A 23,619-nucleotide genomic window follows, 5' to 3' on the forward strand; every position below is an offset into this window, starting at 1 on the left:
GGGGAGCACCATGGGCATCATCGTCACCATCATCATCGGGTTCGTGATCGGCTTGGTCGCGAAATTCCTGATGCCCGGGCGCGACCCGGGCGGGTTCATCATCACCATCCTGCTGGGCATTGCCGGCTCTTTCGTCGGCGGCTGGCTCGGACAGCAATTCGGCATCGCTCCGGAAGGCGGCTTCGGGAAGTTCGCCCTGGGGGTGGTCGGGGCGATCGTGCTCCTGATCATCTACCGCGTCATCGCCGGCCGCAGCAGCGCGGCCTGAGGTCGACGGGCGCGGTCCACGGGGCCGCGCCTTTCTACTTCACCGGTCTTGCCAGATGCGCGTAGGGCTCGCCGCGGCGCGGCTGCAGCGCCTGTGCCGCATCGCTGTCGGCATGGGTGACCCGAAGCGACGCCGGGACCCCGTCCGCCGCCAGATCCACCGTTGCGAACACCAGCTCGCCGCAGGGCGCGGGCCAGCCGATCGGCCGCAGACCCGACACGACCGCCGCCGTATAGGGCGAGCAGTCCGAGGCGACGTCGACGCTCGCCGCCGCCGGCTTGCCGCCGACGAAGCGCCAGACCGCGACCTGCTTTCCCGTGTGGTCGAACACCGCCGCCGGCTCGCCGAAGCGGGCCTGCAGCGGGGCCAGGGCATCTGCGGCGCTGCGCGGTCCGCCGGCCTCGAAGCGCACGGTCTCGGCCACCGAATACAGCCGGTTGCCCTGGGCCGGCGGGGTGAACTGCAGCAACAGCGTGCCGTCGCCCGGCCGCGCCGCGGCGACCAGGCCGGTCCAAAGCGCCTCGCCCGGCGCGGCGAAGGTCACCGCCTGGCCGGCGAAGGCGGCGGCTTCGCGCGGTGTCTGCCCCAGCGCGATGTCCTGAACCACCGGCCCTCCGGCCCATGCCGCGCCGGACAGGCCCAGCAGGGCCATGGGCAGGGCGAAGCGTAACCGAACCATCGTCATCTCGGCCTCCCGGTCTTTGCGGCCAGCGTACTAACCCCTATGCCGGTTGACAACGCCCCCCGCCGCATCGGCCGGGTTCCCTTCGCTCGGGCGCGCAGGCTAGTGTCGGCGCAACGACGGGAGAGTGCGGGTGCAGACTCATTTCTCGCTGGCGCAGCTGGCCGATCCGGACAATGCGGTGTCGGAGCAGATCCTGCGCAGCTGCGTGCATTGCGGCTTCTGCCTCGCCACCTGCCCGACCTATACGGTCCTGGGCGACGAGCTCGACAGCCCGCGCGGCCGCATCTACCAGATCAAGTCGATGCTGGAGGGCGGCGGCCCGGCGCCGGCCAGCGTCGCCAAGCATCTCGACCGCTGCCTGTCCTGCCTGTCCTGCATGACCACCTGCCCGTCGGGCGTGCACTATATGCACCTGGTCGATCACGGCCGCGCGGTGGTGGAGAAAACCTATCGCCGGCCGCTGCCGGACCGGGCGATCCGGGCGCTGCTGGCGGCGGTGCTGCCGCGGCCGCGGCTGTTCCGCCTGGCGCTGGTCGGGGCGATCGCGGCGCGGCCGGTGGCGGGCCTCCTGCCGAAGCGGCTGCGCGCCATGCTGGCCCTGGCGCCGCGCCGGCTGCCGCGGCGCAGCCCGGTCGACCGGCCGCAGGTCTTCGCCGCCGAGGGGCCGCGCAAGCGGCGGGTGGCGCTGCTGTCCGGCTGCGCCCAGACGGTGCTGGACCCGGCGATCAACGAATCCACGGTCCGCCTGCTGACCCGCCACGGAGTCGAGGTGGTGGTGGCGCCGGGCGCCGGCTGCTGCGGCTCGCTGACCCACCATATGGGGCGGGAGGCGGCGGCGCTGGCCTCGGCCCGGGCGAATATCGAGGCTTGGGGCCGTGTCGTGGCGGAGGGCGGTCTCGACGCCATCGTCGTCAACACCTCGGGCTGCGGCACCACGGTGAAGGATTACGGCCACATGCTCCGCGCCGACCCGGCCTGGGCTGGGCGTGCCGCGACGGTCTCGGCCCTGGCCAAGGACATCACCGAGCTGATGGACGAGGTCGGGCTGAACCCGCCGGCGCGGCCGACCGGCCAGGCCGTGGCCTACCACTCCGCCTGCTCGATGCAGCACGGCCAGCGCATCGCCGCGCCGCCGCGCCGCCTGCTGGCTGCCGCGGGGTTCGAGCTGCGCGAGGTGCCGGACGGGCATCTCTGCTGCGGCTCGGCCGGCACCTACAACCTGCTGCAGCCGGAGATCGCGGACGAGCTGCGGGCGCGCAAGGTGCGGGCGGTGGAGAGCACCGGGGCGGCGATCGTCGCCGCCGGCAATATCGGCTGCATCACCCAGATCGGCCTCGGCACCGCCCTGCCGGTGGTGCACACGGTCGAACTGCTGGACTGGGCCACCGGCGGCCCGAAGCCGGCCGCGCTGGCGGACGCAGCCTGACGCCTTAGTAGAGGCCGCCGGTGCCGGTCAGGGCGTCCTGGCTGGTCTCGCCGAAGGTGTCGGCGACCGGCGCCGGGCCGGGCTCGGTGCCGGGGCGGAACGCTTCCATGATCACATCCGACCCGCCCGGCTCCGCCGAATAGCCGCTGCGGCGGTCGACATAGGCGAAGCTGACGCCGGACGGCACCGCGAAGGCGCCGGGGTCTTCCCCGGCCAGCGCGTCCTTGATGAAGTCGCTGAAGATCGGCACCGCGATCGAGCCGCCGGTGGCGCCGGCGCCCAGGCTGCGCGGCTTGTCGTAGCCGACGAAGATGCCGACCGCGAGCCGCGGCGAGAAGCCGACGAACCAGACGTCGTTCGAATCGTTGGTGGTGCCGGTCTTGCCGGCCAGCGGCAGGCCCAGCCCCGCCAGCCGGGCGGCGGTGCCGCGCTGGGTGACGCCCTGCAGGATCGAGATCATCTGGTAGTTGGCGATCGGGTCGTCCAGCTCCTGCCCGCGCGGCCGCGCCGGCGCCGGCTGGCCGCTCCAGGACGTGGCGGCGCAGGGGATGCAGTCGGCCCGGTCCGGCCCCACCACGCCCGGCTGCCGCAGGCTGCGGCCGTCGCGGTCCTGCACCCGCTCGATCAGATAGGGGCTGATCTGGTAGCCGCCATTGGCGATGGTGGCATAGGCGGAGGTCAGCTTCAGCGGCGTGGTCTCGCCGGCGCCAAGGCCCATCGCCGGATACAGCGGCATGTTCTGGTAGATGCCGAAGGACTCCGCCGTCTCCTTGACCGGCTGCAGCCCCATCTCGACCAGCAGGCGCACCGTCATGACGTTGCGCGAGCGCTCGACGCCGGAGCGCAGCGTGGCCAGGCCGATGAAGCCGCCGCCGTAGTTGCGCGGCCGGTAGCGGGTGCCGCCTTGGCCCTGGTCGACCGAGATCGGCGTGTCGTAGATCAGGCTGGACGGGTTGTAGCCGTGCTGCAGCGCCGAGAGGTAGACGAAGGGCTTGAAGGCCGAGCCCGGCTGGCGCTGCGCCTGGGTGGCGCGGTTGAACTCGCTGAGCGAGAAGTCGAAGCCGCCCGACATCGCCAGCACCTTGCCGGTGAACGGGTCGATGGCGACCAGCGCGCCCGACACCTCCGGCACCTGGCGCAGCGAATAGGCGGCCAACGCCGGCCCCGGGGTCTTGGCCGGCTGTACCCAGATCACGTCGCCCTTGGCCAGGACATCGTCGGCACCGCCGACCTGCCGGCCGACGCGGCCGTTCACGACCCGGCGGGCCCAGCTCAGGTCGGCGCGCTCGATGCGGCCCTGGCTGCCGTCCTCCAGCCCGATGGTGGCGGCCTGGCGGTCGACCTCCAGCACCACGGCCAGGGTCCAGCCGTCGATCTGGGCCGGCCGGTCGATGCCGGTCAGGAAGCGCTGCCACACCGGGCGGTCGTCCTTCGGAGCGGCGGTCGGGGCGACCGCGGGGGCCGCCTGCTGCGGCTCGTCCGGCAGGCGCACGCCCATCGCCGACAGGGCGCCGAGCAGCCGGCCCTGCTGCGCCGGCGGCTGGGCCGGAGCCTGGGCCGCCTCGGCCTGCGCCACCTCCTGCGCCGAGGCCGGCAGGTCCAGCATCGCCGAGATGTTGGTGATCGGCCCGCGCCAGCCGCGGTTGCGGTCGAAGCGCTCTAGGCCGGCGCGCAGCGCCCGGTCGGCGAAGAGCTGCAGCCGCGGGTCGAGCGTGGTGCGCACCGCCAGCCCGCCGCGATAGAGCTGGTCGTTGCCGAAGGATTTGCGCAGCGACCGGCGCACCTCCTCGGCGAAATAGGGGGCGTAGACGGTCTCCAGCGGCGCCTGGGCGCGCACCGCCAGCGGCTCGGCCTTGGCCGCGGCCGCCTGCTCGGCGGTGATGGCGCCGTCCTGGGCCATGCGGTCGAGCACGTAGTCGCGGCGGGTGCGGGCGGCTTCGGGCCGGGTGATCGGGTTGTAGTTGCTCGGCGCCTTGGGCAGCGCCGCCAGGAACGCCGCCTCGGACAGCGACAGCTCGACCGGCGGCTTGCCGAAATAGCGGGCCGAGGCCGCGCCGACGCCGTAGGCGCCGCGGCCGAGATAGATCTCGTTGAGATACAGCTCCAGGATCTGGTCCTTGGAGAAGTCGCGCTCGATCTCGAAGGCCAGGATCAGCTCGCGCAGCTTGCGCAGGGCGCTGACCTCATTGGTCAGCAGCAGGTTCTTCGCCACCTGCTGGGTGATGGTCGAGCCGCCCTCGAGCCGCCGGCCGCTCCGCAGGTTCTTGATGTTGGCCACCATGGCGCGGGCCAGGCCGGACGGGTCGACGCCGTGATGGCGCCGGAAGTTCTGGTCCTCGGCCGAGATGAAGGCCTGCACCAGATAGGGCGGCAGGGCCGACAGCGGCACCACCACCCGGTTCTCGACATAGTACTCGCGCAGCAGCGACCCGTCGGCGGCGTAGATGCGGGTGGTCTCAGGCGGCTGATAGGCGGCGAGCTGGCCGGCGTCGGGCAGGTGCAGCTCGGGCCCGGCGGTGGTGACCAGGAGCTTCAGCAGGACGGCGGCGACGGAAAAGCTGGCGGACATGCGGGCGGTTCATTGGTCCCAGGGCGTCTCTTACTAACCGTTCGGCCGGCGAATCGGAAACGCCTTCTGCTCGACGAAGCCATGCGAAGCCTGTGGGGGAGTGAGATAGGTCGACGCGGCCTGCCGGCCATGCCCCCCTTCATCCGCGGCGCCGGGCATGGGATCATGGCGGCATGAAACCGATGGTTCTCCTGTTGTCGATCGCCCTGCTGGGCTGGTGGTACGTCGTGGTGCCGCTGCAGGTGATCGTCGCGGCCGTGGCCATCGCCCGCGGCCGCTGGCGGCTGGCCGTGTTCAGCCTGACCGCGCTGGCCGTGGCGATCGCCCTGGTCGCGGCCGCGCGGGCGGTGGTGGACTGGCATCCGGAGGGATTCGGCCAGGTCGGGCTGGTGCTGCCCAGCGGCCATTCGGCCCTCGTCGTGGTCACGGTGACGACGCTGGCGGCGCTGGTCTGGCCGCGCTGGTCGCCGGGGCGCATCGCCGCCGCGGCGGCGCTGATCCTGGCCGTCGCCGTCGTCATGGTGACCCTGGGCGGCCACACGGTCGGGGACGTGCTGGTCGGGCTGGCGCTGGGCGGCGTCTCGGTCTTCACGGCCAGGATCGTGGCGCGGCTGCGCCGGCCTCGCCGGGTGGCGCCGGCGTGACGGCTCAGTAGTTCGGCCACAGGCCCGGCGTGGCCAGCTCGATGACGTGACCGTCGGGGTCGGAGAAATACAGGCTGGTGCCGCCGCGCGGCCAGGCCATCTCGCCGGTCAGGGCCACGCCGGCCTCGGCCAGCCGGGCGCGCCAGGCGTCGAGGTCCCCGGCCGGCACGGCGAAGGCCATGTGCAGCCGCCCCGCGCCCTCATGCCCCGGGATGGTGCCGCCGGCCTCGACCACATCCGCGGAGGTGGCGCCGGCCAGGAACAGCAGCAGCACGCCCTGGCGGCCGGCATCCAGCGCCACCAGCCGCGGACTGCGCAGCATCACGCCCAGGCCCAGCACCCGCTCGTAGAAGGCGGCGGCGCGGTCGAGGTCGGCGACGTAGAGCGAGGTCTCGAGCAGCCCGTCGATGCGCGGCGCGGCGGTCATCGCGCCGGGGCCGTCACTCGTCCGTCAGACGGATCACCACATCCACCCGGGCGATTCGGGTGCCGGCCGGCGCCGCGGGCAGGGCCGAGACCACCACCGCCTCGCCATGGACGTCGCGCAGCTCGCCCGTGGCCTCATGATAGAAGTGATGGTGGTCGCGGATGTTGGTGTCGAAATAGGACCGGCCGGCCTCGATCACCACCTCGCGCAGCAGCCCGGCCTCGGTGAACTGGTGCAGGGTGTTGTAGACGGTCGCCAGCGCCATGGCCTGGCCGGCCGCCAGCGCCTCGCCATGCAGCGCCTCGGCGGTGACATGGCGGTCGCCGCCGTCGAACAGCAGCTGGGCCAGCGCCACGCGCTGGCGGGTCGGCCGCAGCCCGGCCTCGATCAGCCGGTCGACGGGGACGGTGTCGTGGGCGTCCGTCATTCTGGTCCTGCAATGATCCCCTTCGCACCATAATCTGTGCGGCTCCGGGGAACAACACCCCGGCGCCGGGGATCGATCCGCGTCTCACATCATCTGGTAGTTCGGGCCGCCGCCGCCCTCGGGCACGGTCCAGACGATGTTCTGCTTCGGATCCTTGATGTCGCAGGTCTTGCAGTGCACGCAGTTCTGCGCATTGATCACGAAGCGCGGGTCGCTGCCGTCCTCGGCGCGCACCACCTCATACACCCCGGCCGGGCAGTAGCGCTGCGCCGGCTCGTCATAGAGCGGCAGGGTGTAGGCGATCGGGACCGACGGATCCTTCAGCTTCAGATGCGACGGCTGGTTCTCCTCGTGGTTGGTGTTCGACAGATACACCGAGGAGAGGCGGTCGAAGGTGATCACCCCGTCCGGCTTCGGATAGTCGATCTTCTTCGACTGGGCGGCCGGGCGCAGCGTCTCGTTGTCGGCATGCTTGTGGCGCAGGGTCCAGGGCAGCTTGCCGCGGGTCCACAGCTCGATGCCGGAATAGAGCGTGCCCAGGATCGTGCCCCAGCGGAAGGCCGGGCGGCAGTTGCGCACCACCGTCAGCTCCTGCCAGACCCAGCTGGCCTTCAGCCGCTCCGGATAGGCGGTGACCTCGTCATGGCCCTCGCGGCCCTCGGCCAGGGCGTCGAACACCGCCTCGGCGCAGACCATGCCGCTCTTCATCGCGGTGTGGTTGCCCTTGATCCGCGGCACGTTGACGAAGCCGGCGGAGCAGCCGATCAGGCAGCCGCCCGGGAAGGTCAGCTTCGGGATCGACTGCAGCCCGCCCTCATTGATGGCGCGGCCGCCATAGGCCAGGCGCTTGCCGCCCTCCAGCACCGGGCGGATCAGCGGGTGGGTCTTGAAGCGCTGGAACTCCTCGAACGGCGACAGATACGGGTTCTTGTAGTCGAGCGCGACGACATAGCCGATCGAGACCAGGTTCTCGCCGAAATGGTACATCCAGCTGCCGCCATAGGTCTCGTTGTCCAGCGGCCAGCCGAAGCCGTGCTGGACCAGGCCGCGCCGGTGCTTCTCGGGCTTCACCTCCCACAGCTCCTTGACGCCCAGGCCGAAGGTCTGCGGGTCGCAATCGGCGCGCAAGGCGAAGCGCTCCATCAGGATCTTGGCCAGCGACCCGCGCACGCCCTCGCCGATCAGCGTGTATTTGGCGTGCAGCTCCATGCCCGGCGTGTGGTTGCCGGTCGGCTGGCCGTCCTTGCCGATGCCCATGTCGCCGGTGGCGACGCCCTTGACCGAGCCATCCTCGTGGTACAGCACCTCGGCCGCGGCGAAGCCGGGGTAGATCTCGACCCCCAGCGCCTCGGCCTGCTGCGCCAGCCAGCGCGTCACCAGCCCCATGCTGACGATGTAATTGCCGTGGTTGTGCAGCTCCTTCGGCAGACCGAAATTGGGCAGGCGGATGCTGCTGACCCCGGTGAAGTAGTGGAACTCGTCCTGCGCCACCGGGGTGTCCAGCGGCGCGCCCTGCTCCTTCCAGTCGGGGATCAGCTCGTTCAGGGCGCGGGGGTCCAGCACCGCACCCGACAGGATGTGGGCGCCGACCTCCGACCCCTTCTCCAGCACGCAGACGCTGACCTCGCGCCCCGTCTCCGCCGCCTTCTGCTTCAGCCGGATCGCCGCGCCGAGGCCCGCCGGCCCCGCGCCCACGATCACGACGTCGTACTCCATCGATTCGCGTTCCATCGCGCGTTCCTGTCGTTTGGTTGGCGGCATGCTACAGAAATGCATCCCGGGAATCGAATGGCCGATCATGTCGCGCCGGCTTTGGCTCCGGTTGCGACGCGCGAGGCCTCGCCGAGGCTGCGGCAGGCCAGCCGCCGGGGTTGACAGGCCGGGCGGTGCCGCGGCTTCTAGCGCATGGACAGGATCAGCGAAGCAGCCGTGCAGCCCGCCGAGATCATCGCCCTGCTGAAATGGTACCAGGACGCCGGCGTCGACGAGACGATCGGCGACGATCCGGGCGTGCTCGGCCGCCCTCGCAGGGCCGCGGCAGCACCGGTCCAGATGGCGCCGCCGCAGCCGGTCCAGCCCGCCCCGGCCCCACAGGTACGTGCCGTGGGCGCCGCCGCAGTCCTGCCGGGCAGCGACGCCGCCACCGGCGACGCCCGCCGCATCGCCGCCGGCTGCAATACGCTGGAGGAGCTGGCGGCCGCGCTGGCCGCCTTCGACGGCTGCGGGCTGAAGGCCACGGCCACCCAGATGGTGTTCGCCGACGGCAACCCCGAGTCCGACATCATGATCGTCGGCGAGGCGCCGGGGGCGGAGGAGGACCGGCTGGGCAAGCCCTTCGTCGGTCAGTCCGGCAAGCTGCTGGATCGGATGCTGGCGGCGATCGGGCTCGACCGGACCAGTGTCTACATCTCCAACATCGTCAACTGGCGCCCGCCCGGCAACCGCCAGCCGAACGCGTCGGAGATCGCGATCTCGCTGCCCTTCATCGAGCGCCACATCGCGCTGATGCGGCCGAAGATCCTGCTCTGCGCCGGCGGCACCTCGGCCGCGGCGCTGCTGGCGACGCGCGAGGGCATCACCCGGATCCATGGCCGCTGGTACGACCGGTCCTTCCCGGACTTGGCCGCGCCGGTGCCGACCATGCCGATCTACCACCCCGCCTTCATCCTGCGGCAGCCCGGCATGAAGCGCGACGTCTGGCGCGACCTGCTGGTGCTGAAGCACCGGATGACGGAGCTCGGCTGCGGCGTCACGTCCGCCGGCTGAATACCGTTTTACTTTTCCCGGCGCTGCACCTCGGCTAGCTTGGCCGCTTCGTTCGACCACCGCTTGGGGGGACGCATGCCGGGCCGGATCGACGAGTCACGCCCGTTCGTTGCCGTCAATATCGCGCTGCTGACCGTGTCCGACACGCGCAGCGCCGCCGACGACAAGTCGGGCGACACGCTGGCCGAGCGCATCGCCGCGGCCGGCCACGCCGTGCGCGACCGGCGCATCGTCAAGGACGATCAGGCGGCGATCGAGGCGCAGCTGAAATCCTGGATCGCCGATCCCGAGATCGACACGGTGATCGCCACCGGCGGCACCGGCGTCACCGGCCGCGACGTCACGCCGGAGGCGTTCCACGCGGTCTATGAGAAGCACATCCCCGGCTTCGGCGAGCTGTTCCGCTGGCTGTCCTACGACAAGATCGGCACCTCGACGATCCAGAGCCGGGCGACCGCGGGCGTCGCCGGCGGCACCTATCTGTTCGCGCTGCCGGGCTCTCCCTCCGCCTGCCGCGACGCCTGGGACCTGATCCTGAAGGATCAGCTCGACAACCGGTTCCGGCCCTGCAATTTCGTCGAGCTGATGCCGCGCCTCCGCGAGAAATGACCATGAACGTCCTCCTTCGCGCCGGGCGGCTGGCCGCCTTCGCCTGCCTTCTCGTCGTCGCCGCCTGCGTGGCGCCGGGCAACGGTTCCCGCCCCGCGTCGCCTGGCGCCAATCTGGCCCAGCTGCAGCCGCAGCCGACCAGCGGCTGTGGCCTTCCCGCCGCGGAGGGGCGGCTGACGCTGAAGTTCCAGGGCGCGTCCTGGCGCTACATCGTCGACCTGCCGCCCGGCTACGACAAATCGGTGCCCGCCCGGCTGATCCTGGCCTTCCACGGCCGCACCGGCACGGCCGAGAAGGTGCGCACCTATTTCGAGCTGGAAGGCCCGGCGGCGCGGCGGGCGATCGTGGTCTATCCGCAGGCCCAGGGCGGCTGGGGCGGCCGGGCGGACCGCGACATGGCCTATGTCGACACCCTGCTGGCCCGGCTGAAGGCAACGCTCTGCGTCGACCAGAACCAGATCTTCGCCGCCGGCCATTCAATGGGCGGCAGCTTCGTCAACGACCTGTCCTGCGGCCGCGCCGGGGTGTTCCGCGCCACCGCCGTGGTGGCCGGCGGCATCGGCAGCGTGCGGCCCTGCCAGGGGCAGGTGGCGGCGATCCTGCTGCACAACCCGAAGGACAACATGGTGCCCTACAGCCAGGGCATCACCGAGCGCGACAAGCGCATCGCCCAGAACCGGCTGGCCGCCACCCCGGTCGACGCCAGCGCCACCTTCCGCTGCAAGCGCTGGGGCAAGTCCGGCATCTCCGACCCGGTGGTGTTCTGCGATCTGCCCTCGACCTTCAACCGCCGCCGGCCCTATTCGCATGGCTGGCCGGACGGCACCGGGCCGGCCATCACCGGCTTCTTCGACCGGGTCACCGACCAGCGGATTCAGTTGACAGAGCGGCCCCCCGCCCCTTAGGTGGGGGCATGATGATCCGGCTACGCACGCTTCGACTTATCTGATCGGCGCCCAGAGGGGCGTCGAAACCGAAGCTGTTGCGACCCCTTTCCGGATCCTCTCCATGACCCCCGCCCGACCTTTCCGACCGGCCGTTTCCCGCACCATCCGGGCCACGCTGCGACTTATCACCGGCCGCTGAGCGGCGCATCGCGCGCCCGGCGGCCCTGTTGGCGCATCCATGTCATGCGCCCGTCGTCATTTCGCCCTATCCTTTATGTCCGGTCGACCGCCGGCCGGTGCGAGAGAGAAATCCGATGTCTGTGACGTCACCCAAACCCGGAATGCCGATCGACAAGTATCGCCCGGTGCAGACCGTGGCGCTGGCCGACCGGCAATGGCCGAGCCGCGTCATCGACCGCGCCCCGATCTGGTGCTCGGTCGATCTCCGCGACGGCAACCAGGCCCTGATCGAGCCGATGGGGACCGACCGCAAGCAGCGCATGTGGGACCTGCTGGTCGGCCTGGGCTTCCAGGAGATCGAGGTCGGCTTCCCCGCCGCCTCGCAGACCGATTTCGACTTCGTCCGCCACCTGATCGACAACGGCCTGATCCCCGACGGCGTCACCATCCAGGTGCTGACCCAGTCGCGCGAGGAGCTGATCCGCCGCACCTTCGATGCGATCCGCGGCGCCAAGCGGGCGATCGTCCATCTCTACAACTCGACCTCGACGCTGCAGCGCCGGGTGGTGTTCGGCCTCGACCGCGATGGCATTACCGAGATCGCGGTGCGAGGGACGAAGCTGATCAAGGAGCTGGTACCGACGGTGCCGGAGACCGAGATCGTGTTCCAGTACTCGCCGGAGAGCTTCACCGGCACCGAGCTGGACTATGCCCGCGACATCTGCGGCGCCGTGCTCGACGCCTGGCAGCCGACGCCGGACCGGAAGGCGATCCTGAACCTGCCGGCGACGGTCGAGATGGCGACCCCGAACGTCTATGCCGACCAGATCGAGTGGTGCCACCGCAACTTCGCCCGGCGCGACAGCTTCGTGCTGTCGGTGCATCCGCACAACGACCGCGGCACCGGCATCGCCGCGACCGAGCTGGCCCTGATGGCCGGCGCCGACCGGGTCGAGGGCACGCTGTTCGGCAATGGCGAGCGCACCGGCAATGTCGACATCGTCACCCTGGGCCTGAACATGTTCACCCAGGGCGTCGACCCCGAGCTCGACCTGCACGACATCGGCGAGATCGTCCGCACCGTCGAATACTGCAACCAGCTGCCGGTGCATCCGCGCCACCCCTATGGCGGCGAGCTGGTGTTCACCGCCTTCTCCGGCTCGCACCAAGACGCGATCAAGAAGGGCTTCGCGGCCATGGAGAAGAGCAACAGCGGGCTGTGGGAGGTGCCGTATCTGCCGATCGACCCGCAGGACATCGGCTGCAGCTACGAGGCGGTGATCCGCGTCAACAGCCAGTCCGGCAAGGGCGGCGTCGCCTATCTGCTGCTGGCCGACCACGGCCTCGACCTGCCGCGCAAGCTGCAGGTGGAGTTCAGCCAGGTGATCCAGAAGCTGGCCGACGAGACCGGCAAGGAGATCTCGTCCAAGGTGATCTGGCACGAGTTCGAGCAGGAGTACCTGACCCCCGGCCGGGTCGAGGTGACCGGCCACACCACGCTGCCGACCGGCCGCGGCGAGCGCCACATCGAGGCGCAGGTCAGGATCGACGGGGTGGAGAAGACCATCCGGGGCGAGGGCAACGGCCCGCTCAACGCCTTCGTCGACGCGCTCCGCCGCGAGACCGGGGTCGATGTCGACATCGCCGACTACCGCGAGCACGCCCTGCGCAGCGGCTCCGATTCCGCCGCCGCGACCTATGTCGAGGCGCGGGTCGGGGGCAGGACCCTGTTCGGCGTCGGCATCGACAGCAACATCGTCATGGCCTCGCTCAAGGCCGTGGCCAGCGCGGTCAACCGCGGCGTCCGCAAGGGCGCCGCCTGAGGCTCGGGCCTGCCGGGTCCGCAGTGGCGGACCCGGATCGGGTCGCCGGGCGTTGTGCGTGACGCGGCGGCAGATGCCGGCGCGGTGACCCGAGGAGGAAACCATGCCGCAGCTTCGACCCGAGGACCTTTCGGCCGACGAACGCGACGCCCTGGGGCGCATCCACCGCCACGAGAGCGGTGTCGCCGATCCCGTGCGCCTGGGCCTGCAGGCCCGCGGCCTGATCGAGGAACGGCAGGGCAAATGGGCGCTGACCAATGACGGCAGCGTCCTGCTGGCCACCATCGGGCTGGGCAAGCTCGACACCTAGCCGACCGCTGCTCCGGCCAGCCGGAAGAACCGAACACGGCGCGGGCGACCCGCCGCTCCAGCGGCCGCGAGTCGTCTCGCCGTGCTCGCCGGCCGCGTCGACCATGCTGCGGAGGCTGGCCAGCCCATCGGCAAGGCGCCGGGATCGAAAAACCGATCCAGACGCAACGAAACGCTATCCCTGCGAAAGATTTTAAGGTGAAATCTGATCAGGGAGGAGACGCCTGAACGCAGACGACATGCGGAGGGCGGCTCGTGGCGGACATCGTGCTGATCAACCCGCGGTTCGAGACCTCGTATTGGGGGCTCGAGCACGCGATACGCTTTCTTGACGCCAAGGCCTTGCTGCCGGTGGCGAGCCTGCCGCTGCTCGCGGCCCTGACGCCGCCCGGGCACCGGATCACCCTGATCGACGAGAATGTCGAGGAGATCGATTTCGACCGCTGCGCCAGGGCCGACATCGTCGGCCTCACCGGCATGAACGTGCAGCGCCTGCGCATGCGGTCGATCCTGGTCGAGCTGAGGCGGCGCGGCGTCTTCACCGTGGTCGGCGGCGCCTGGGCGACGGTGCAGGAGGATGATTTCAAAGATCTCGCCGATGTGATCTTCATCGGCGAATCCGAGGAAACCTGGCCACGCTTTCTCGCCGAATGGGGCGAAGGCCACCATCAGCGGCGCTACGAGCAGGCCGAGCGCACCGACATGGCGACGGTCCCGCCGCCGCGGCTGGATCTGCTGCCGATGAACAAGTATGCGCTGGGCAGCGTGCAGTTTTCGCGCGGCTGTCCCTTCGCCTGCGAATTCTGCGACATCATCGTCACCTTCGGCCGCCGGCCGCGGATCAAGACCTCGGCGCAGGTGATCGCCGAGCTGGAAGGCCTGATGGCCGCCGGCAAGCGCACCGCCTTCATCGTCGATGACAACCTGATCGGCAACAAGAAGGCGGTGAAGGCGCTGCTGCGCGACCTCATCGCCTGGCAGCAGGCCAATCTCTGCCCGATGACCTTCTCGACCGAGGCGTCGATCGACCTCGCCGAGGACCCGGAGCTGATGCAGCTGATGGCGGACGCCAACATCACCCAGGTCTTCATCGGCATCGAGACCGTCAACGAGGACGCGCTGCGCGAGACCCGGAAGATCCAGAACCTGCAGGACCGCTCGGGCACCATGCTGCAGAAGGTGCATCGCATCCAGGAGGCCGGCATCGAGGTCTGGTGCGGCCTGATCCTCGGCTTCGATCACGACGACCCGGGCATCTTCGCCGCCCAGCAGCGCTTCGTGCAGGAGGCCCGGATCGTCCACGCCATGGTCAACATGCTGGTGGCGATCCCCCGGACGCCGCTCTATAAGCGGCTCGAGGCGGAGGGGCGGCTCGACCTGTCCGCCAGCTTCGAGGGGATGGGGGAGTTCGGCACCAACATCCTGCCGCGGGGCTTCAGCCGGGACGCGCTGCGCCAGGGCTATGTCGCGCTGATGCGCGACCTCTACGCGCCCGCGGCCTATTTCGACCGGGTCGATTCGCTCTATCTCGGCCTGGGCATGACGCCCGGGCGCGTCAAGGCCCGGGCCCTCTCCCGCCGGCCGAAGCTGTGGCTGAGGACCAATGCGCGGCTGCTGCTCGAAGCCGTCGCCATCCTCACCCTGCTGACGCGCGGCGTCCCCGATCCGGAGCTGCGCCGCGAGTACCGCCGCCGCATGCTGCGCGTGCTCTGGCGCCGGCGCAGCCCATCCGTGCTGCAGCAATACGCGATCAAATGCGCCATGCACTTCCATGTGCACACCATGGTGCAGCAGATGCTGGCTCAGCCGCAGCCCAAGGCCGAGATCGAGGCGGCAGCGGTGCCCGACGTGGCCGCCTGACGGCGGCTTACGCCCGCCTGACCAGCTCCCGCATCGGCGCCGCGTCGGCGCTGCCGGGGAAGATGACGCGGTCCAGCGCGTCCTCCGGCAGGCCGAGATGGTCGCGGAACACGCCCTTGGCCACGGCGCGCAGATCCATGGTCGGGGCCAGGTCGCGGCCTTGGTACAGCCGGTCGCCCGCCAGACCCGGCCAGTCGGCCAGCACCCTTCCGCCATGCACCGCGCCGCCGGCCAGGAAGGCGACCGAGCCGGTGCCGTGGTCGGTGCCGCCGGAGCCGTTGGCCGCGGCGGTGCGGCCGAACTCCGTCACCGTCAGGATCGCGGTCTGCCGCCAGGCGTCGCCCAGCCCGGCGCGCAGCGCCTGCAGCGTCGCGGCATAGGCGGCCAGCAGCCGGTCCAGCCGCTTGACCTGCTGCACATGGGTGTCCCAGCCATACAGCTCCATCACCGCGATGCGCGAGCCCGTGGGGTCGGCCAGGAACCGGCCGGCCGCCTCGGCCAGCTGCAGATCGGCCCCGGCCGCGGCCGGAGCCATGCCGCCGGCCATCACGCCCTGGGCGGGCATGGCCGGGCCTGAGGCAGAAGCGATCTGCACCATGCCCTGGATCTGCCGGCCGAAGGCGGTGGTGTCGAGGCCGGAGGCATAGGCGGCGTGCAGCGCCGGGTCCTGGTCGTACAGCCGGGCCACCAGGTCGGGAAAGCCCGGCGGCAGGGTGGCCGGCCTGTCTGGCAGCCAGGAGGTCACCGGCGTGGTGCCGCGCAGCACCAGCGGGATGTCCTCGGCGAAGGCGATGCCGAAGCGGCGGTCGGTGGCGCCGATCAGGCCCAGCGTGCGGTTCAGCCAGCCGTCGCGGGTGCCGTCCAGCCGGGCGGCGCCGGTCTCCAGCAGATCCTGCCCGTCGAAATGCGACCGGTCGCGATAGGGCGAGGCGACGGCGTGCAGCGGCAGGAAGCTGCCCTCGGCGTACCAGTCCTTCAAGGAGGCCAAGCCGGGATGCAGGGCGAAGCGCCCGTCCAAATCGACCATGCCGCCATCCTGGCCGGGGTCGGGCGGCACCAGCGCGCCGCGCAGCGCCCGCAGGTCGGGGTCGGCATAGGGCGGCATCGCCGCCAGCCCGTCCAGCGCGCCGCGCAGGATGATCAGCACGAAGCGCTGCTCGATCGGCGCCTTGGCCAGCAGCAGCCGGGCCGGCAGCATCGTCGCCGCGGCCGTGGCCGCGAAGCCGCCGAGAAGATGGCGTCGGGTCAGATCCATCGTCTCACCTCCTCTGGAATTCCGGGCTCAGCAAGGCCAGGGCCATGCCCTCGCGCTGGCTCGGCGCGCCGCGCAGCACGGCCTTGGTCTGCTCCGACAGGGTCGGGCCCAGCAGGGCCTCGACGAAGGGCAGGGGCGACTGGTCGGCGACGAGGCGCGGGATCACCTGATAGCTCCATTCGATCCGTTCCATCACCAGCCCCGGCGCCAGCCAGTCCGATTCGCGGTCCGGCCAACCCTGCGGCGACGGCGCATCGTAGACCTTCTGGCCCAGCCGGCGGGTCCAGTTCACCGCTGCCGTCCCGACCTCGGTCAGGTCGAAGCCGCGCGCGGCCGAGACCACGAGGTCGAGCGGCGACTTGAACTTGCTCCGCACCGGCCACCAGGCTTCGGGGCTGTCGATCAGCGCCTCGGACACCGCGGCCAGGTCGCCTTCGGTGTCCAGGAAGGACTTGGCCAGGCGGTCGACCGCGGCCTGCGGCGGGTCGTCGGCGATGAAGTGGCGGGCCAGCTGGGTGGCGATGTGCCGGGCCGTGGACGGATGCGCCGCCAGGGCGTCCAAGGCCGCCTCGCCCTCGGCCTGCCCGGCCTGGGGATAGGTCTGGCCCAGGAAGGTCTTCGGCCCGGGCTCGTGGCCGCCCGGGCGGAAGGCGAAGACGGTGCCCGGCGGGTCCTTGGCGCGGCCGGGCGTCCAGCCGGTCAGGATCATCGCCAGGGCCCGCACGTCGGCCTGGGTATAGCCGCCGTCGACGCCCAGCGTGTGCAGCTCCATCAGCTCCCGCCCCAGATTCTCGTTCAGGCCCAGGCCGGCCTGCTTGCCGCCCTTCGAGTTCGGCCCGACCGAGCGGGCATTGTCGAGATAGAACAGCATCGCCGGGTGCTTCACCACCGCGCCCAGCAGGTCGCGGAACTTGCCTGTCGCATAGGGGCGGATCGCCTCGTTCTCATAGGCGCCGCCGAACGGGATGACGTAGCTCTGGACGTAGGCGACGGTGAAGTGGTTGGTCCAGAACTTGACCAGCCGCTCGCGGAACGGCGTGTCGCTGGCCACCGCCGACTGGATATGCGCCACACGGTCGCGGTCGCGCAGCACCCGCGCCTCCTCCTGGTGCGGCTTGCGGCTGTCCTCGTCCGGCGCCGACTGCACCGCGATCAGGATCGCCAGCCCGGCCTTGGTCAGCGGCAGGTCGCCGGCCGGCGCCACCGGCTGGCGGATCTGCGCCCGCAGCCAGTCCCAGGGGTTGTCGGCGAGGGTCTCGAGCTGTCCCGGCCGGGCGCCGAAGCCGAAGCGATTCGCGGCGATCGCCGCCTGGACGAGAGACATGGTTCTCCGTCTCCGCACTCGAACGGCCCCTCCGGCCTCTGCACGGCAGGGCGGCGGGATTCCGTCGGCCGGCGTCGTTCCGGTGGGAGCGCGCCGCCGTTGCGTCCGGTTCACTGACGTGCTGATTAAGGTAGGGTCCAATCCGCAGCAGGGCGAGGGTGTCGGGCGATGGGGACGGTTGGTCGCAGGGCGCGTGAGGCGCGCATCGAGGCGGATGGCGTGGCGGCAGCGGCGGCGGATCGGCTGCGCCTGCTCAAGGCGCTGGAGAAGAAGATCCTCTGGCTTTCCGCCTGGACGATCCACAACGCCAACCACCTGCGGCCCAGCCCGGACGGGCTCAAGGTCGGCGGCCACCAGGCCTCCTCCGCCTCGCTGGTCACGGTGATGACCGCGCTGTATCTCGACGTGCTGCGGCCGCGCGACCGGGTGGCGGTGAAGCCGCATGCCAGCCCGGTGTTCCATGCCATCCAGTACCTGCTGGGCCAGCAGACCCGCGAGAATCTCGAGGCCTTCCGCTCGCTCGGCGGGGCCCAGTCCTACCCGTCGCGCACCAAGGACGCCGACGACGTCGACTTCTCCACCGGCTCGGTCGGGCTCGGCGTCGCCATGACGCTGTTCGCCTCGATCGCCCAGGACTATGTCGCGCTGAAGGAATGGGGCCGCGAGGCCAAGGCCGGCGGTCGCATGATCGCCCTGATGGGCGACGCCGAGCTGGACGAGGGCAACATCTACGAGGCCATGCTCGAAGGCTGGAAGCACGACGTCCGCAATGTCTGGTGGGTGATCGACTACAACCGCCAGAGCCTCGATTCGATCGTCACCGAGCGGCTGTTCGCCCGCATCGACAAGCTGTTCGAGAACATGGGCTGGCGGGTGGTGACGCTGAAATACGGCGGGCTGCTGGAGGCCGCGTTCCGCCGCCCGGGCGGCGAGGCGCTGCGGCGCTGGATCGACGAATGCCCGAACCCGCTCTACTCGGCCCTGGTGTACCAGGGCGGCGCGGCCTGGCGCCGGCAGCTCTTGGCCGATATCGGCGGCATAGCGGGCATCCCCGAGCTGCTGGCCGACCATGACGATGCGGCGCTGGCGGCGCTGATGACCAACCTGGCCGGCCACGACATGGAATCGGTGCTGGCCGCCTTCCGCGGCATCACGGACGACGTGCCGACGGTGTTCATCGCCTACACCATCAAGGGCTTCGGCCTGCCCTTCGCCGGCCACAAGGACAACCATTCCGGCCTGATGAACCCGGACCAGATGGCGGCGTTCCAGACCAGCCAGGGCGTGCCCGAGGGGCGGGAGTGGGAGCCCTTCGCCGGCATCGACGACCTGGCCGACGAGCTGCGCGCCTTCCTCGCCGACGTGCCCTTCGCCGCCGAGGGGCGGCGGCGCTATGAGGCGGCGCGGATCCCGGTGCCGCGCGACCTCGACGTCGCCCTGGCCGAGACCATGTCGACCCAGGAGGGCTTCGGCCGGATCATGGGCGAGCTGGCCAAGCGCGAGGACATGCTGGCCGAGCGGGTGGTCACCACCTCGCCCGACGTCACCGTCTCGACCAATCTCGGCGGCTGGGTGAACCGCCGCGGCATCTTCGACCGCCACGGCCGTGCCGACGTGTTCAAGGAGCAGAAGGTGGTCTCGGCCCAGCGCTGGGGCATGTCGCCGGACGGCCAGCATGTCGAGCTGGGCATCGCCGAGAACAACCTGTTCATCAACCTCGCCGCGCTCGGCCTGACCCATTCGCTGTTCGGCGAGCGGCTGCTGCCGGTCGGCACCCTGTACGACCCGTTCATCGCCCGCGGCCTCGATGCGCTGAACTACGCCTGCTACCAGGATGCCCGCTTCATGCTGGTGGCGACGCCGTCCGGCCTGACCCTGGCGCCGGAGGGCGGGGCGCACCAGTCGATCAGCTCGCCCCTGATCGGCATGGCCCAGGACGGCCTGGCCAGCTTCGAGCCGGCCTATGTCGACGAGCTGGCGGCGGTGATGGCCTGGGGCTTCGACTACATGCAGCGTGACGGCTCCGACCCGGCGACCGGCGACTGGGTGCGCGACCACGATGGCGGCTCGGTCTATCTCCGTCTGTCGACCCGGCCGCTGGAGCAGCCGAAGCGCGAGATGACCGAGGATCTGCGCCAGGCGGTGATCGCCGGCGGCTACTGGCTGCGCGAGCCGGCACCCGGCGCGTCTCTGGCCATCGTCTATACGGGGGCCGTGGCGCCGGAGGCGATCGCCGCCTTCGAGCAGGTGCTGGAGGACATCCCCGGCGCCGGCCTCCTGGCCGTGACCTCGGCCGACCGCCTCAACGCCGGCTGGCATGCCGAACTGGCGGCGGTGCGCGCCGGCCATCCGGTCGAGCCCTGCCTGGCCCGCCGGCTGCTGGCGCCGCTGGCGCCGGACGCGGTGCTGGTGACGGTGCTGGACGGACACCCGGCGACGCTGTCCTGGCTCGGCGGCGTGCACGGCCACCGGGTCAAGCCGCTCGGCGTCGAGCATTTCGGCCAGTCCGGCACGATCCCGCAGCTCTACCGCAAATACGGAATCGACGCCGACGCCATTCTCGACGCCTGCGCCGCGGCCCTGCTGGGGCGGTGAGCCGCTAAACGTCCATCCCGACCCGGCCCAGCGCCTCGATCTCGATGGCGATTCGGGCGCCGGGGGCGGGCCACTGGGTCTGCATCAGGCTGCCGAGCAGCACGATCTCGCCGGCCGAGAGGCCCCGGCCGCGGCGGGCCAGGGTGGCGGACAGCCAGGCCAGGGCCGCCAGCGGGTGGCCGAGCACGTCGCGGCCATGGCCGCGTCCGACCTCGGTGCCGTCGACCAGCATCCGGCCGGACAGGGCGGCCAGGTCCAGGCCGCGCCAGTCGGCGACCGGCGGGCCCAGCACGCAGCCGGCCTGGAAGAAGTCGTCGGCCAGCAGGGTCGGCGCGCCCAGCGCGGCGAAATCGGCGTAGCGGTCGTCGACCACCTCGATCGCCGGCAGCACCGCGTCGACCGCCGCCGCCAAGGCATCGCGGCCGTGCTCGCCCGGCGGCAGGTCTCGGCCGATGCGGACCGCGATCTCGCATTCGACACCGACCCGGTGATGCGCCGCCGCCGGGAAGCGGCCGGGACTCGTCTGGATGCTCGCCCGGAAGATGCCGCCCTCGCAGGGCTCCGGGATGCCGAGGAAGCGCTGCATCACCGGGGTGGTGCAGCCGATCTTCCAGCCGATCCGCGGCCCCAGCCGGGCGGATAGCCGCTCATGCACCGCATCCTGCAGCCGGCGCGCGGCGGCCAGGTCGGCCGGGCGCAGCGCCTCGGGCAGGCCGGGGAAGGCGCTGGGTTGCAGGCGGTGGTCGGCCAAAATCCTGGCGGCAGCATGGAGATCGATTGCCATCGCGCACTCCATTGGTCGGGCTTTTATCCTCATGCTACGCTCATTCGTCGGACAAGAGGGAGGATGCCATGGCCGGGGTGCTGCTCGTCACCGGCGCCGGACGGGGAATCGGCGCCGCCATCGCCCGCCTGGGCGCGGCCCGGGGCTGGCGCGTCGCGGTCAATTACGGCCGGTCGCGCGCGGCGGCGGAGGCGCTGGTGGCGGAGATCGCGGCGGCCGGCGGCGAGGCCGCGGCGTTCGCCGCCGATGTCGGCGACAGCGCCGCGGTGACGGCGATGTTCGCGGCGATCGACCGGGCGCTCGGCCCGGTCACCGCGCTGGTCAACAACGCCGGGGTGATCGGCCCGGTGACCCGAATCGACGCGCTGGACGACCCGCAGGGGCTGGCCGCGGTCTACGCCACCAATGTCTTCAGCCTGTTCTACTGCAGCCGCGAGGCGATCCGCCGGATGTCGCGGCGCCAGGGCGGGCCGGGCGGCGTGATCGTCAACATCTCCTCGGTCGCGGCCCGCCATGGCGGGCTGCCGCAGGAGGTGGCCTATGCCTCGTCCAAGGGCGCGGTCGATTCGTTCACCACCGGCCTGGCGCGGGAGGTGGCGGCCGACGGCATCCGCGTCGTCGGCCTGCGCCCGGGCCTGACCGACACCGACATCAACGACGACCATGTCGGCGGCAAGACCGTGCTCGGTGCCGTCGCGCCGACCATCCCGATCGGCCGCATCGGCCGGCCGGAGGAGATCGCCGAGGCCGTTCTGTTCCTGCTGTCCGACGCCGCCTCATACATGACGGCGACCACGATCGACGTGTCGGGGGGGCGCTGACACCCCTCTTTTTTGTCAAATCATTGCAACGCGGGAGATTTCGGCGACAATGGGCCAGGATCCAAAGAAGGTCGAAGACCGCGGCATGAAGAAAAACGGGTATCCTTCCGCCGGCCTGCATGGCCGGGTGGTCCACGATATCGGAGCCCGGATCGTATCCGGCCAAATTCCCCCGGGAGACACGTTGCCGAGCGAAGGCGAGCTGGCCGAGACCTACGGCGCCAGCCGCTCGGCGATCCGCGAGGCGGTGAAGGTGCTGGCGGCCAAGGGGCTGGTCGAGCCGCGGCGCCGCTCCGGCACCCGGGTGCGGCCGCGCGAGGCGTGGAACCTGCTCGACCCCGACATCCTCGGCTGGCATTCGCCCGAGGCACTGATCCCCAGCTTCCGGCGCGACCTGGTCGAGCTGCGCTGGGCGATCGAGCCGGCGGCGGCGGAGCTGGCGGCCCGGCGGTCGCAGCCGGAGGACCGGGCGCTGATCCAGGAGGCGCTGGACGAGATGGAGAAGGCGGGCGAGGACCCGAACGCCTTCTACAGCGCCGATGTCCGCTTCCACCTCGCCGTCTTCGCCGCCAGCCGCAACGCGCTGATCGAGCGGCTCAGCACCATCCTCGGGCCGCTGCTGACCATGAGCTTCCAGGCCCAGGCGCGGCGCAACCGGGCCTTCCCGTTGGCGGTCGGCGACCACCGCGCGGTCTATGAGGGCATCGCCGCGGGCGACGCCCGGGCGGCGCGCAAGGCGATGCAGTTCATCATGAACCAGAGCGCCCGCGAGCTGGAGGCCGCCAGCCCGGAGACAGCCATCGCCGCCGACGCGCCCGCCTGATCGAGACCGGCGGCGCGGGTTGCCAGCGCCGCCGTCCTCCGCGACAATCGCGGCCGGCCGGGCGCGATCCAGCGCCGTGCCCGAATCATAACAATCGAATCATCGAACGATCGATAGAGGGGGAGACGCATGACGACGCTGCATGGCCTGGTCCGACGAACCGTCCTGCTCGCGGGCCTGGCGGCCTGCTTCGCGTTGCCGGCCGGCATGGTTTCGGCGGCCGACGCCTTCCCGTCGCGGACGGTGACGCTGGTGGTGCCGTTCGCGGCCGGCGGCTCGACCGACCTGATCGCCCGCATCATCGCCGAGAAGATGACCGAGGATCTCGGCCAGACCGTGATCGTCGAGAACAAGGCCGGGGCCGGCGGCAACATCGGCGCCGATGCGGTCGCCAAGGCCGATCCGGACGGCTACACCATCCTGATGGGCACGATCGCGACCCATGCGCTGAACCCCGCGGTCATGAAGCAGATGCCCTATGACCCGGTGAAGGATTTCGCGCCGGTCTCGCTGCTGGTGCTGGTGCCGAACGTGCTCGAGGTCAACCCCGAGGTGCCGGCCAAGACGGTGCAGGAGCTGATCGCGCTGTTGAAGGCGAAGCCGGGCGAATACAGCTACGCCTCCTCCGGCATCGGCACGCCGCTGCACCTGTCGGGCGAGCTGTTCAAGAGCCTCGCCGGGGTCGACATGATCCATGTCCCCTATCGCGGCGCCGGGCCGGCGCTGAACGACGTGGTGGCGAACCAGGTGCCGATCATGTTCGACAACCTGCCGTCCTCGACCCAGTTCATCAAGGCGGGCACGCTGCGGGCGCTGGCGGTCACCACCAAGACCCGCTCGGCCAGCTTCCCCGACCTGCCGACGATGGAGGAGGCGGGGGTGCCGGGCTACGAGACCTACACCTGGAACGCGATCTTTGCCCCGGCCGGCACGCCGCAGGCGGTGATCGACCGGCTGAACGCCGCGGCGGTCAAGGCGGTGAAGGACCCGTCCACGCAGCCGCGCCTGGCCGATCTCAGCGCCACCGTGGTCGGCTCCACCCCGGACGAGCTGGCCAAGCATGTGGTGGCCGAGATGGCGAAATGGGCCCCGATCGTCGAGGCCTCCGGCGCCGCCGACTCACAATAACCATCTGAC

Annotated in this window: 21 protein-coding genes; 13 read left to right on the forward strand and 8 right to left on the reverse strand. The window is 71.0% G+C overall.

Features of this window, described 5'->3' with window-relative positions:
- Nucleotides 1-10 precede the first annotated feature (10 nt).
- Nucleotides 11-268 carry a GlsB/YeaQ/YmgE family stress response membrane protein gene (locus ACTOWL_RS00105; protein ID WP_441319145.1) on the forward strand — a complete coding sequence of 86 codons (258 nt, stop codon included), beginning with the start codon at nucleotides 11-13 and terminating at the stop codon, nucleotides 266-268.
- 34 nt (nucleotides 269-302) lie between these two features.
- Here ACTOWL_RS00105 and ACTOWL_RS00110 read toward each other — a convergent pair whose 3' ends face one another.
- Nucleotides 303-953 carry a hypothetical protein gene (locus tag ACTOWL_RS00110; protein ID WP_441319146.1) on the reverse strand — a complete coding sequence of 217 codons (651 nt, stop codon included), beginning with the start codon at nucleotides 951-953 and terminating at the stop codon, nucleotides 303-305.
- A 130-nt stretch (nucleotides 954-1,083) separates the two neighbouring features.
- Between ACTOWL_RS00110 and glcF the strand changes: the two genes are divergently transcribed.
- Nucleotides 1,084-2,379: a glycolate oxidase subunit GlcF gene (gene glcF, locus ACTOWL_RS00115; RefSeq protein ID WP_441319147.1), complete on the forward strand. Its 1,296-nt coding sequence runs from the start codon at nucleotides 1,084-1,086 to the stop codon at nucleotides 2,377-2,379.
- A 4-nt stretch (nucleotides 2,380-2,383) separates the two neighbouring features.
- Here the strand turns inward: glcF and ACTOWL_RS00120 are convergent, their stop codons facing one another.
- Nucleotides 2,384-4,948: a penicillin-binding protein 1A gene (locus tag ACTOWL_RS00120; protein WP_441319148.1), complete on the reverse strand. Its 2,565-nt coding sequence runs from the start codon at nucleotides 4,946-4,948 to the stop codon at nucleotides 2,384-2,386.
- 182 nt (nucleotides 4,949-5,130) lie between these two features.
- On the opposite strand from ACTOWL_RS00120, the gene ACTOWL_RS00125 reads away from it, so the two are divergent.
- On the forward strand, nucleotides 5,131-5,592 hold the full coding sequence (locus ACTOWL_RS00125) for a phosphatase PAP2 family protein (protein ID WP_441319149.1): 462 nt from the start codon (nucleotides 5,131-5,133) through the stop codon (nucleotides 5,590-5,592).
- 4 nt (nucleotides 5,593-5,596) lie between these two features.
- Here ACTOWL_RS00125 and ACTOWL_RS00130 read toward each other — a convergent pair whose 3' ends face one another.
- From ACTOWL_RS00130 to ACTOWL_RS00140, 3 genes are all read right to left on the reverse strand, one after another.
- Entirely contained in the window at nucleotides 5,597-6,019 is a 423-nt protein-coding gene (locus ACTOWL_RS00130; protein WP_441319150.1) for a VOC family protein, read from the reverse strand.
- A gap of 13 nt (nucleotides 6,020-6,032) precedes the next feature.
- Nucleotides 6,033-6,446, reverse strand: coding sequence for an iron response transcriptional regulator IrrA (gene irrA / locus ACTOWL_RS00135; protein ID WP_441319151.1), 414 nt, complete (start codon nucleotides 6,444-6,446; stop codon nucleotides 6,033-6,035).
- An 84-nt stretch (nucleotides 6,447-6,530) separates the two neighbouring features.
- Complete coding sequence (locus tag ACTOWL_RS00140; protein WP_441319152.1) at nucleotides 6,531-8,177, reverse strand: electron transfer flavoprotein-ubiquinone oxidoreductase; 1,647 nt, start codon at nucleotides 8,175-8,177, stop codon at nucleotides 6,531-6,533.
- Between the two features lie 174 nt (nucleotides 8,178-8,351).
- On the opposite strand from ACTOWL_RS00140, the gene ACTOWL_RS00145 reads away from it, so the two are divergent.
- From ACTOWL_RS00145 to ACTOWL_RS00170, 6 genes are all read left to right on the forward strand, one after another.
- Nucleotides 8,352-9,212 carry a uracil-DNA glycosylase gene (locus ACTOWL_RS00145; protein WP_441319153.1) on the forward strand — a complete coding sequence of 287 codons (861 nt, stop codon included), beginning with the start codon at nucleotides 8,352-8,354 and terminating at the stop codon, nucleotides 9,210-9,212.
- Between the two features lie 75 nt (nucleotides 9,213-9,287).
- Nucleotides 9,288-9,821 (forward strand): molybdenum cofactor biosynthesis protein B, encoded by a 534-nt coding sequence (moaB, locus tag ACTOWL_RS00150; protein WP_441319154.1) that lies wholly within the window; start codon nucleotides 9,288-9,290, stop codon nucleotides 9,819-9,821.
- 2 nt (nucleotides 9,822-9,823) lie between these two features.
- Nucleotides 9,824-10,726 carry an alpha/beta hydrolase family esterase gene (locus ACTOWL_RS00155; RefSeq protein WP_441319155.1) on the forward strand — a complete coding sequence of 301 codons (903 nt, stop codon included), beginning with the start codon at nucleotides 9,824-9,826 and terminating at the stop codon, nucleotides 10,724-10,726.
- Nucleotides 10,727-11,049: 323 nt separating this feature from the next.
- Complete coding sequence (gene leuA / locus ACTOWL_RS00160) at nucleotides 11,050-12,711, forward strand: 2-isopropylmalate synthase (RefSeq protein ID WP_441319156.1); 1,662 nt, start codon at nucleotides 11,050-11,052, stop codon at nucleotides 12,709-12,711.
- A 103-nt stretch (nucleotides 12,712-12,814) separates the two neighbouring features.
- The gene (locus ACTOWL_RS00165; RefSeq protein WP_441319157.1) at nucleotides 12,815-13,021 is read left to right on the forward strand and encodes a hypothetical protein; all 207 of its coding nucleotides are present in this window, start codon (nucleotides 12,815-12,817) and stop codon (nucleotides 13,019-13,021) included.
- Nucleotides 13,022-13,275: 254 nt separating this feature from the next.
- Entirely contained in the window at nucleotides 13,276-14,880 is a 1,605-nt protein-coding gene (locus ACTOWL_RS00170; RefSeq protein WP_441319158.1) for a DUF4070 domain-containing protein, read from the forward strand.
- A gap of 7 nt (nucleotides 14,881-14,887) precedes the next feature.
- On the opposite strand, the gene ACTOWL_RS00175 is transcribed toward ACTOWL_RS00170, so the two are convergent.
- Both ACTOWL_RS00175 and ACTOWL_RS00180 read right to left on the reverse strand, forming a co-directional pair.
- Entirely contained in the window at nucleotides 14,888-16,135 is a 1,248-nt protein-coding gene (locus ACTOWL_RS00175) for a DUF1501 domain-containing protein (RefSeq protein ID WP_441319159.1), read from the reverse strand.
- Nucleotides 16,136-16,139: 4 nt separating this feature from the next.
- Nucleotides 16,140-17,459: a DUF1800 domain-containing protein gene (locus tag ACTOWL_RS00180; protein ID WP_441319160.1), complete on the reverse strand. Its 1,320-nt coding sequence runs from the start codon at nucleotides 17,457-17,459 to the stop codon at nucleotides 16,140-16,142.
- Nucleotides 17,460-17,627: 168 nt separating this feature from the next.
- Between ACTOWL_RS00180 and ACTOWL_RS00185 the strand changes: the two genes are divergently transcribed.
- The gene (locus ACTOWL_RS00185; protein ID WP_441319161.1) at nucleotides 17,628-20,054 is read left to right on the forward strand and encodes a transketolase; all 2,427 of its coding nucleotides are present in this window, start codon (nucleotides 17,628-17,630) and stop codon (nucleotides 20,052-20,054) included.
- A 4-nt stretch (nucleotides 20,055-20,058) separates the two neighbouring features.
- On the opposite strand, the gene ACTOWL_RS00190 is transcribed toward ACTOWL_RS00185, so the two are convergent.
- A complete protein-coding gene (locus ACTOWL_RS00190) occupies nucleotides 20,059-20,838 on the reverse strand; it encodes a 2-keto-4-pentenoate hydratase (RefSeq protein WP_441319162.1) in 780 nt (259 codons plus the stop codon).
- Nucleotides 20,839-20,906: 68 nt separating this feature from the next.
- On the opposite strand from ACTOWL_RS00190, the gene ACTOWL_RS00195 reads away from it, so the two are divergent.
- The 3 genes from ACTOWL_RS00195 to ACTOWL_RS00205 all read left to right on the forward strand — a co-directional run bounded on the left by ACTOWL_RS00195 (nucleotide 20,907) and on the right by ACTOWL_RS00205 (nucleotide 23,610).
- Nucleotides 20,907-21,659, forward strand: coding sequence for an SDR family oxidoreductase (locus ACTOWL_RS00195; protein WP_441319163.1), 753 nt, complete (start codon nucleotides 20,907-20,909; stop codon nucleotides 21,657-21,659).
- A gap of 85 nt (nucleotides 21,660-21,744) precedes the next feature.
- Complete coding sequence (locus ACTOWL_RS00200) at nucleotides 21,745-22,482, forward strand: FadR/GntR family transcriptional regulator (RefSeq protein WP_441319164.1); 738 nt, start codon at nucleotides 21,745-21,747, stop codon at nucleotides 22,480-22,482.
- A 129-nt stretch (nucleotides 22,483-22,611) separates the two neighbouring features.
- A complete protein-coding gene (locus tag ACTOWL_RS00205; RefSeq protein WP_441319165.1) occupies nucleotides 22,612-23,610 on the forward strand; it encodes a Bug family tripartite tricarboxylate transporter substrate binding protein in 999 nt (332 codons plus the stop codon).
- Nucleotides 23,611-23,619: the final 9 nt, after the last annotated feature.

The organism is Inquilinus sp. CA228 (genome assembly GCF_052078665.1).
GTDB lineage: Bacteria > Pseudomonadota > Alphaproteobacteria > DSM-16000 > Inquilinaceae > Inquilinus.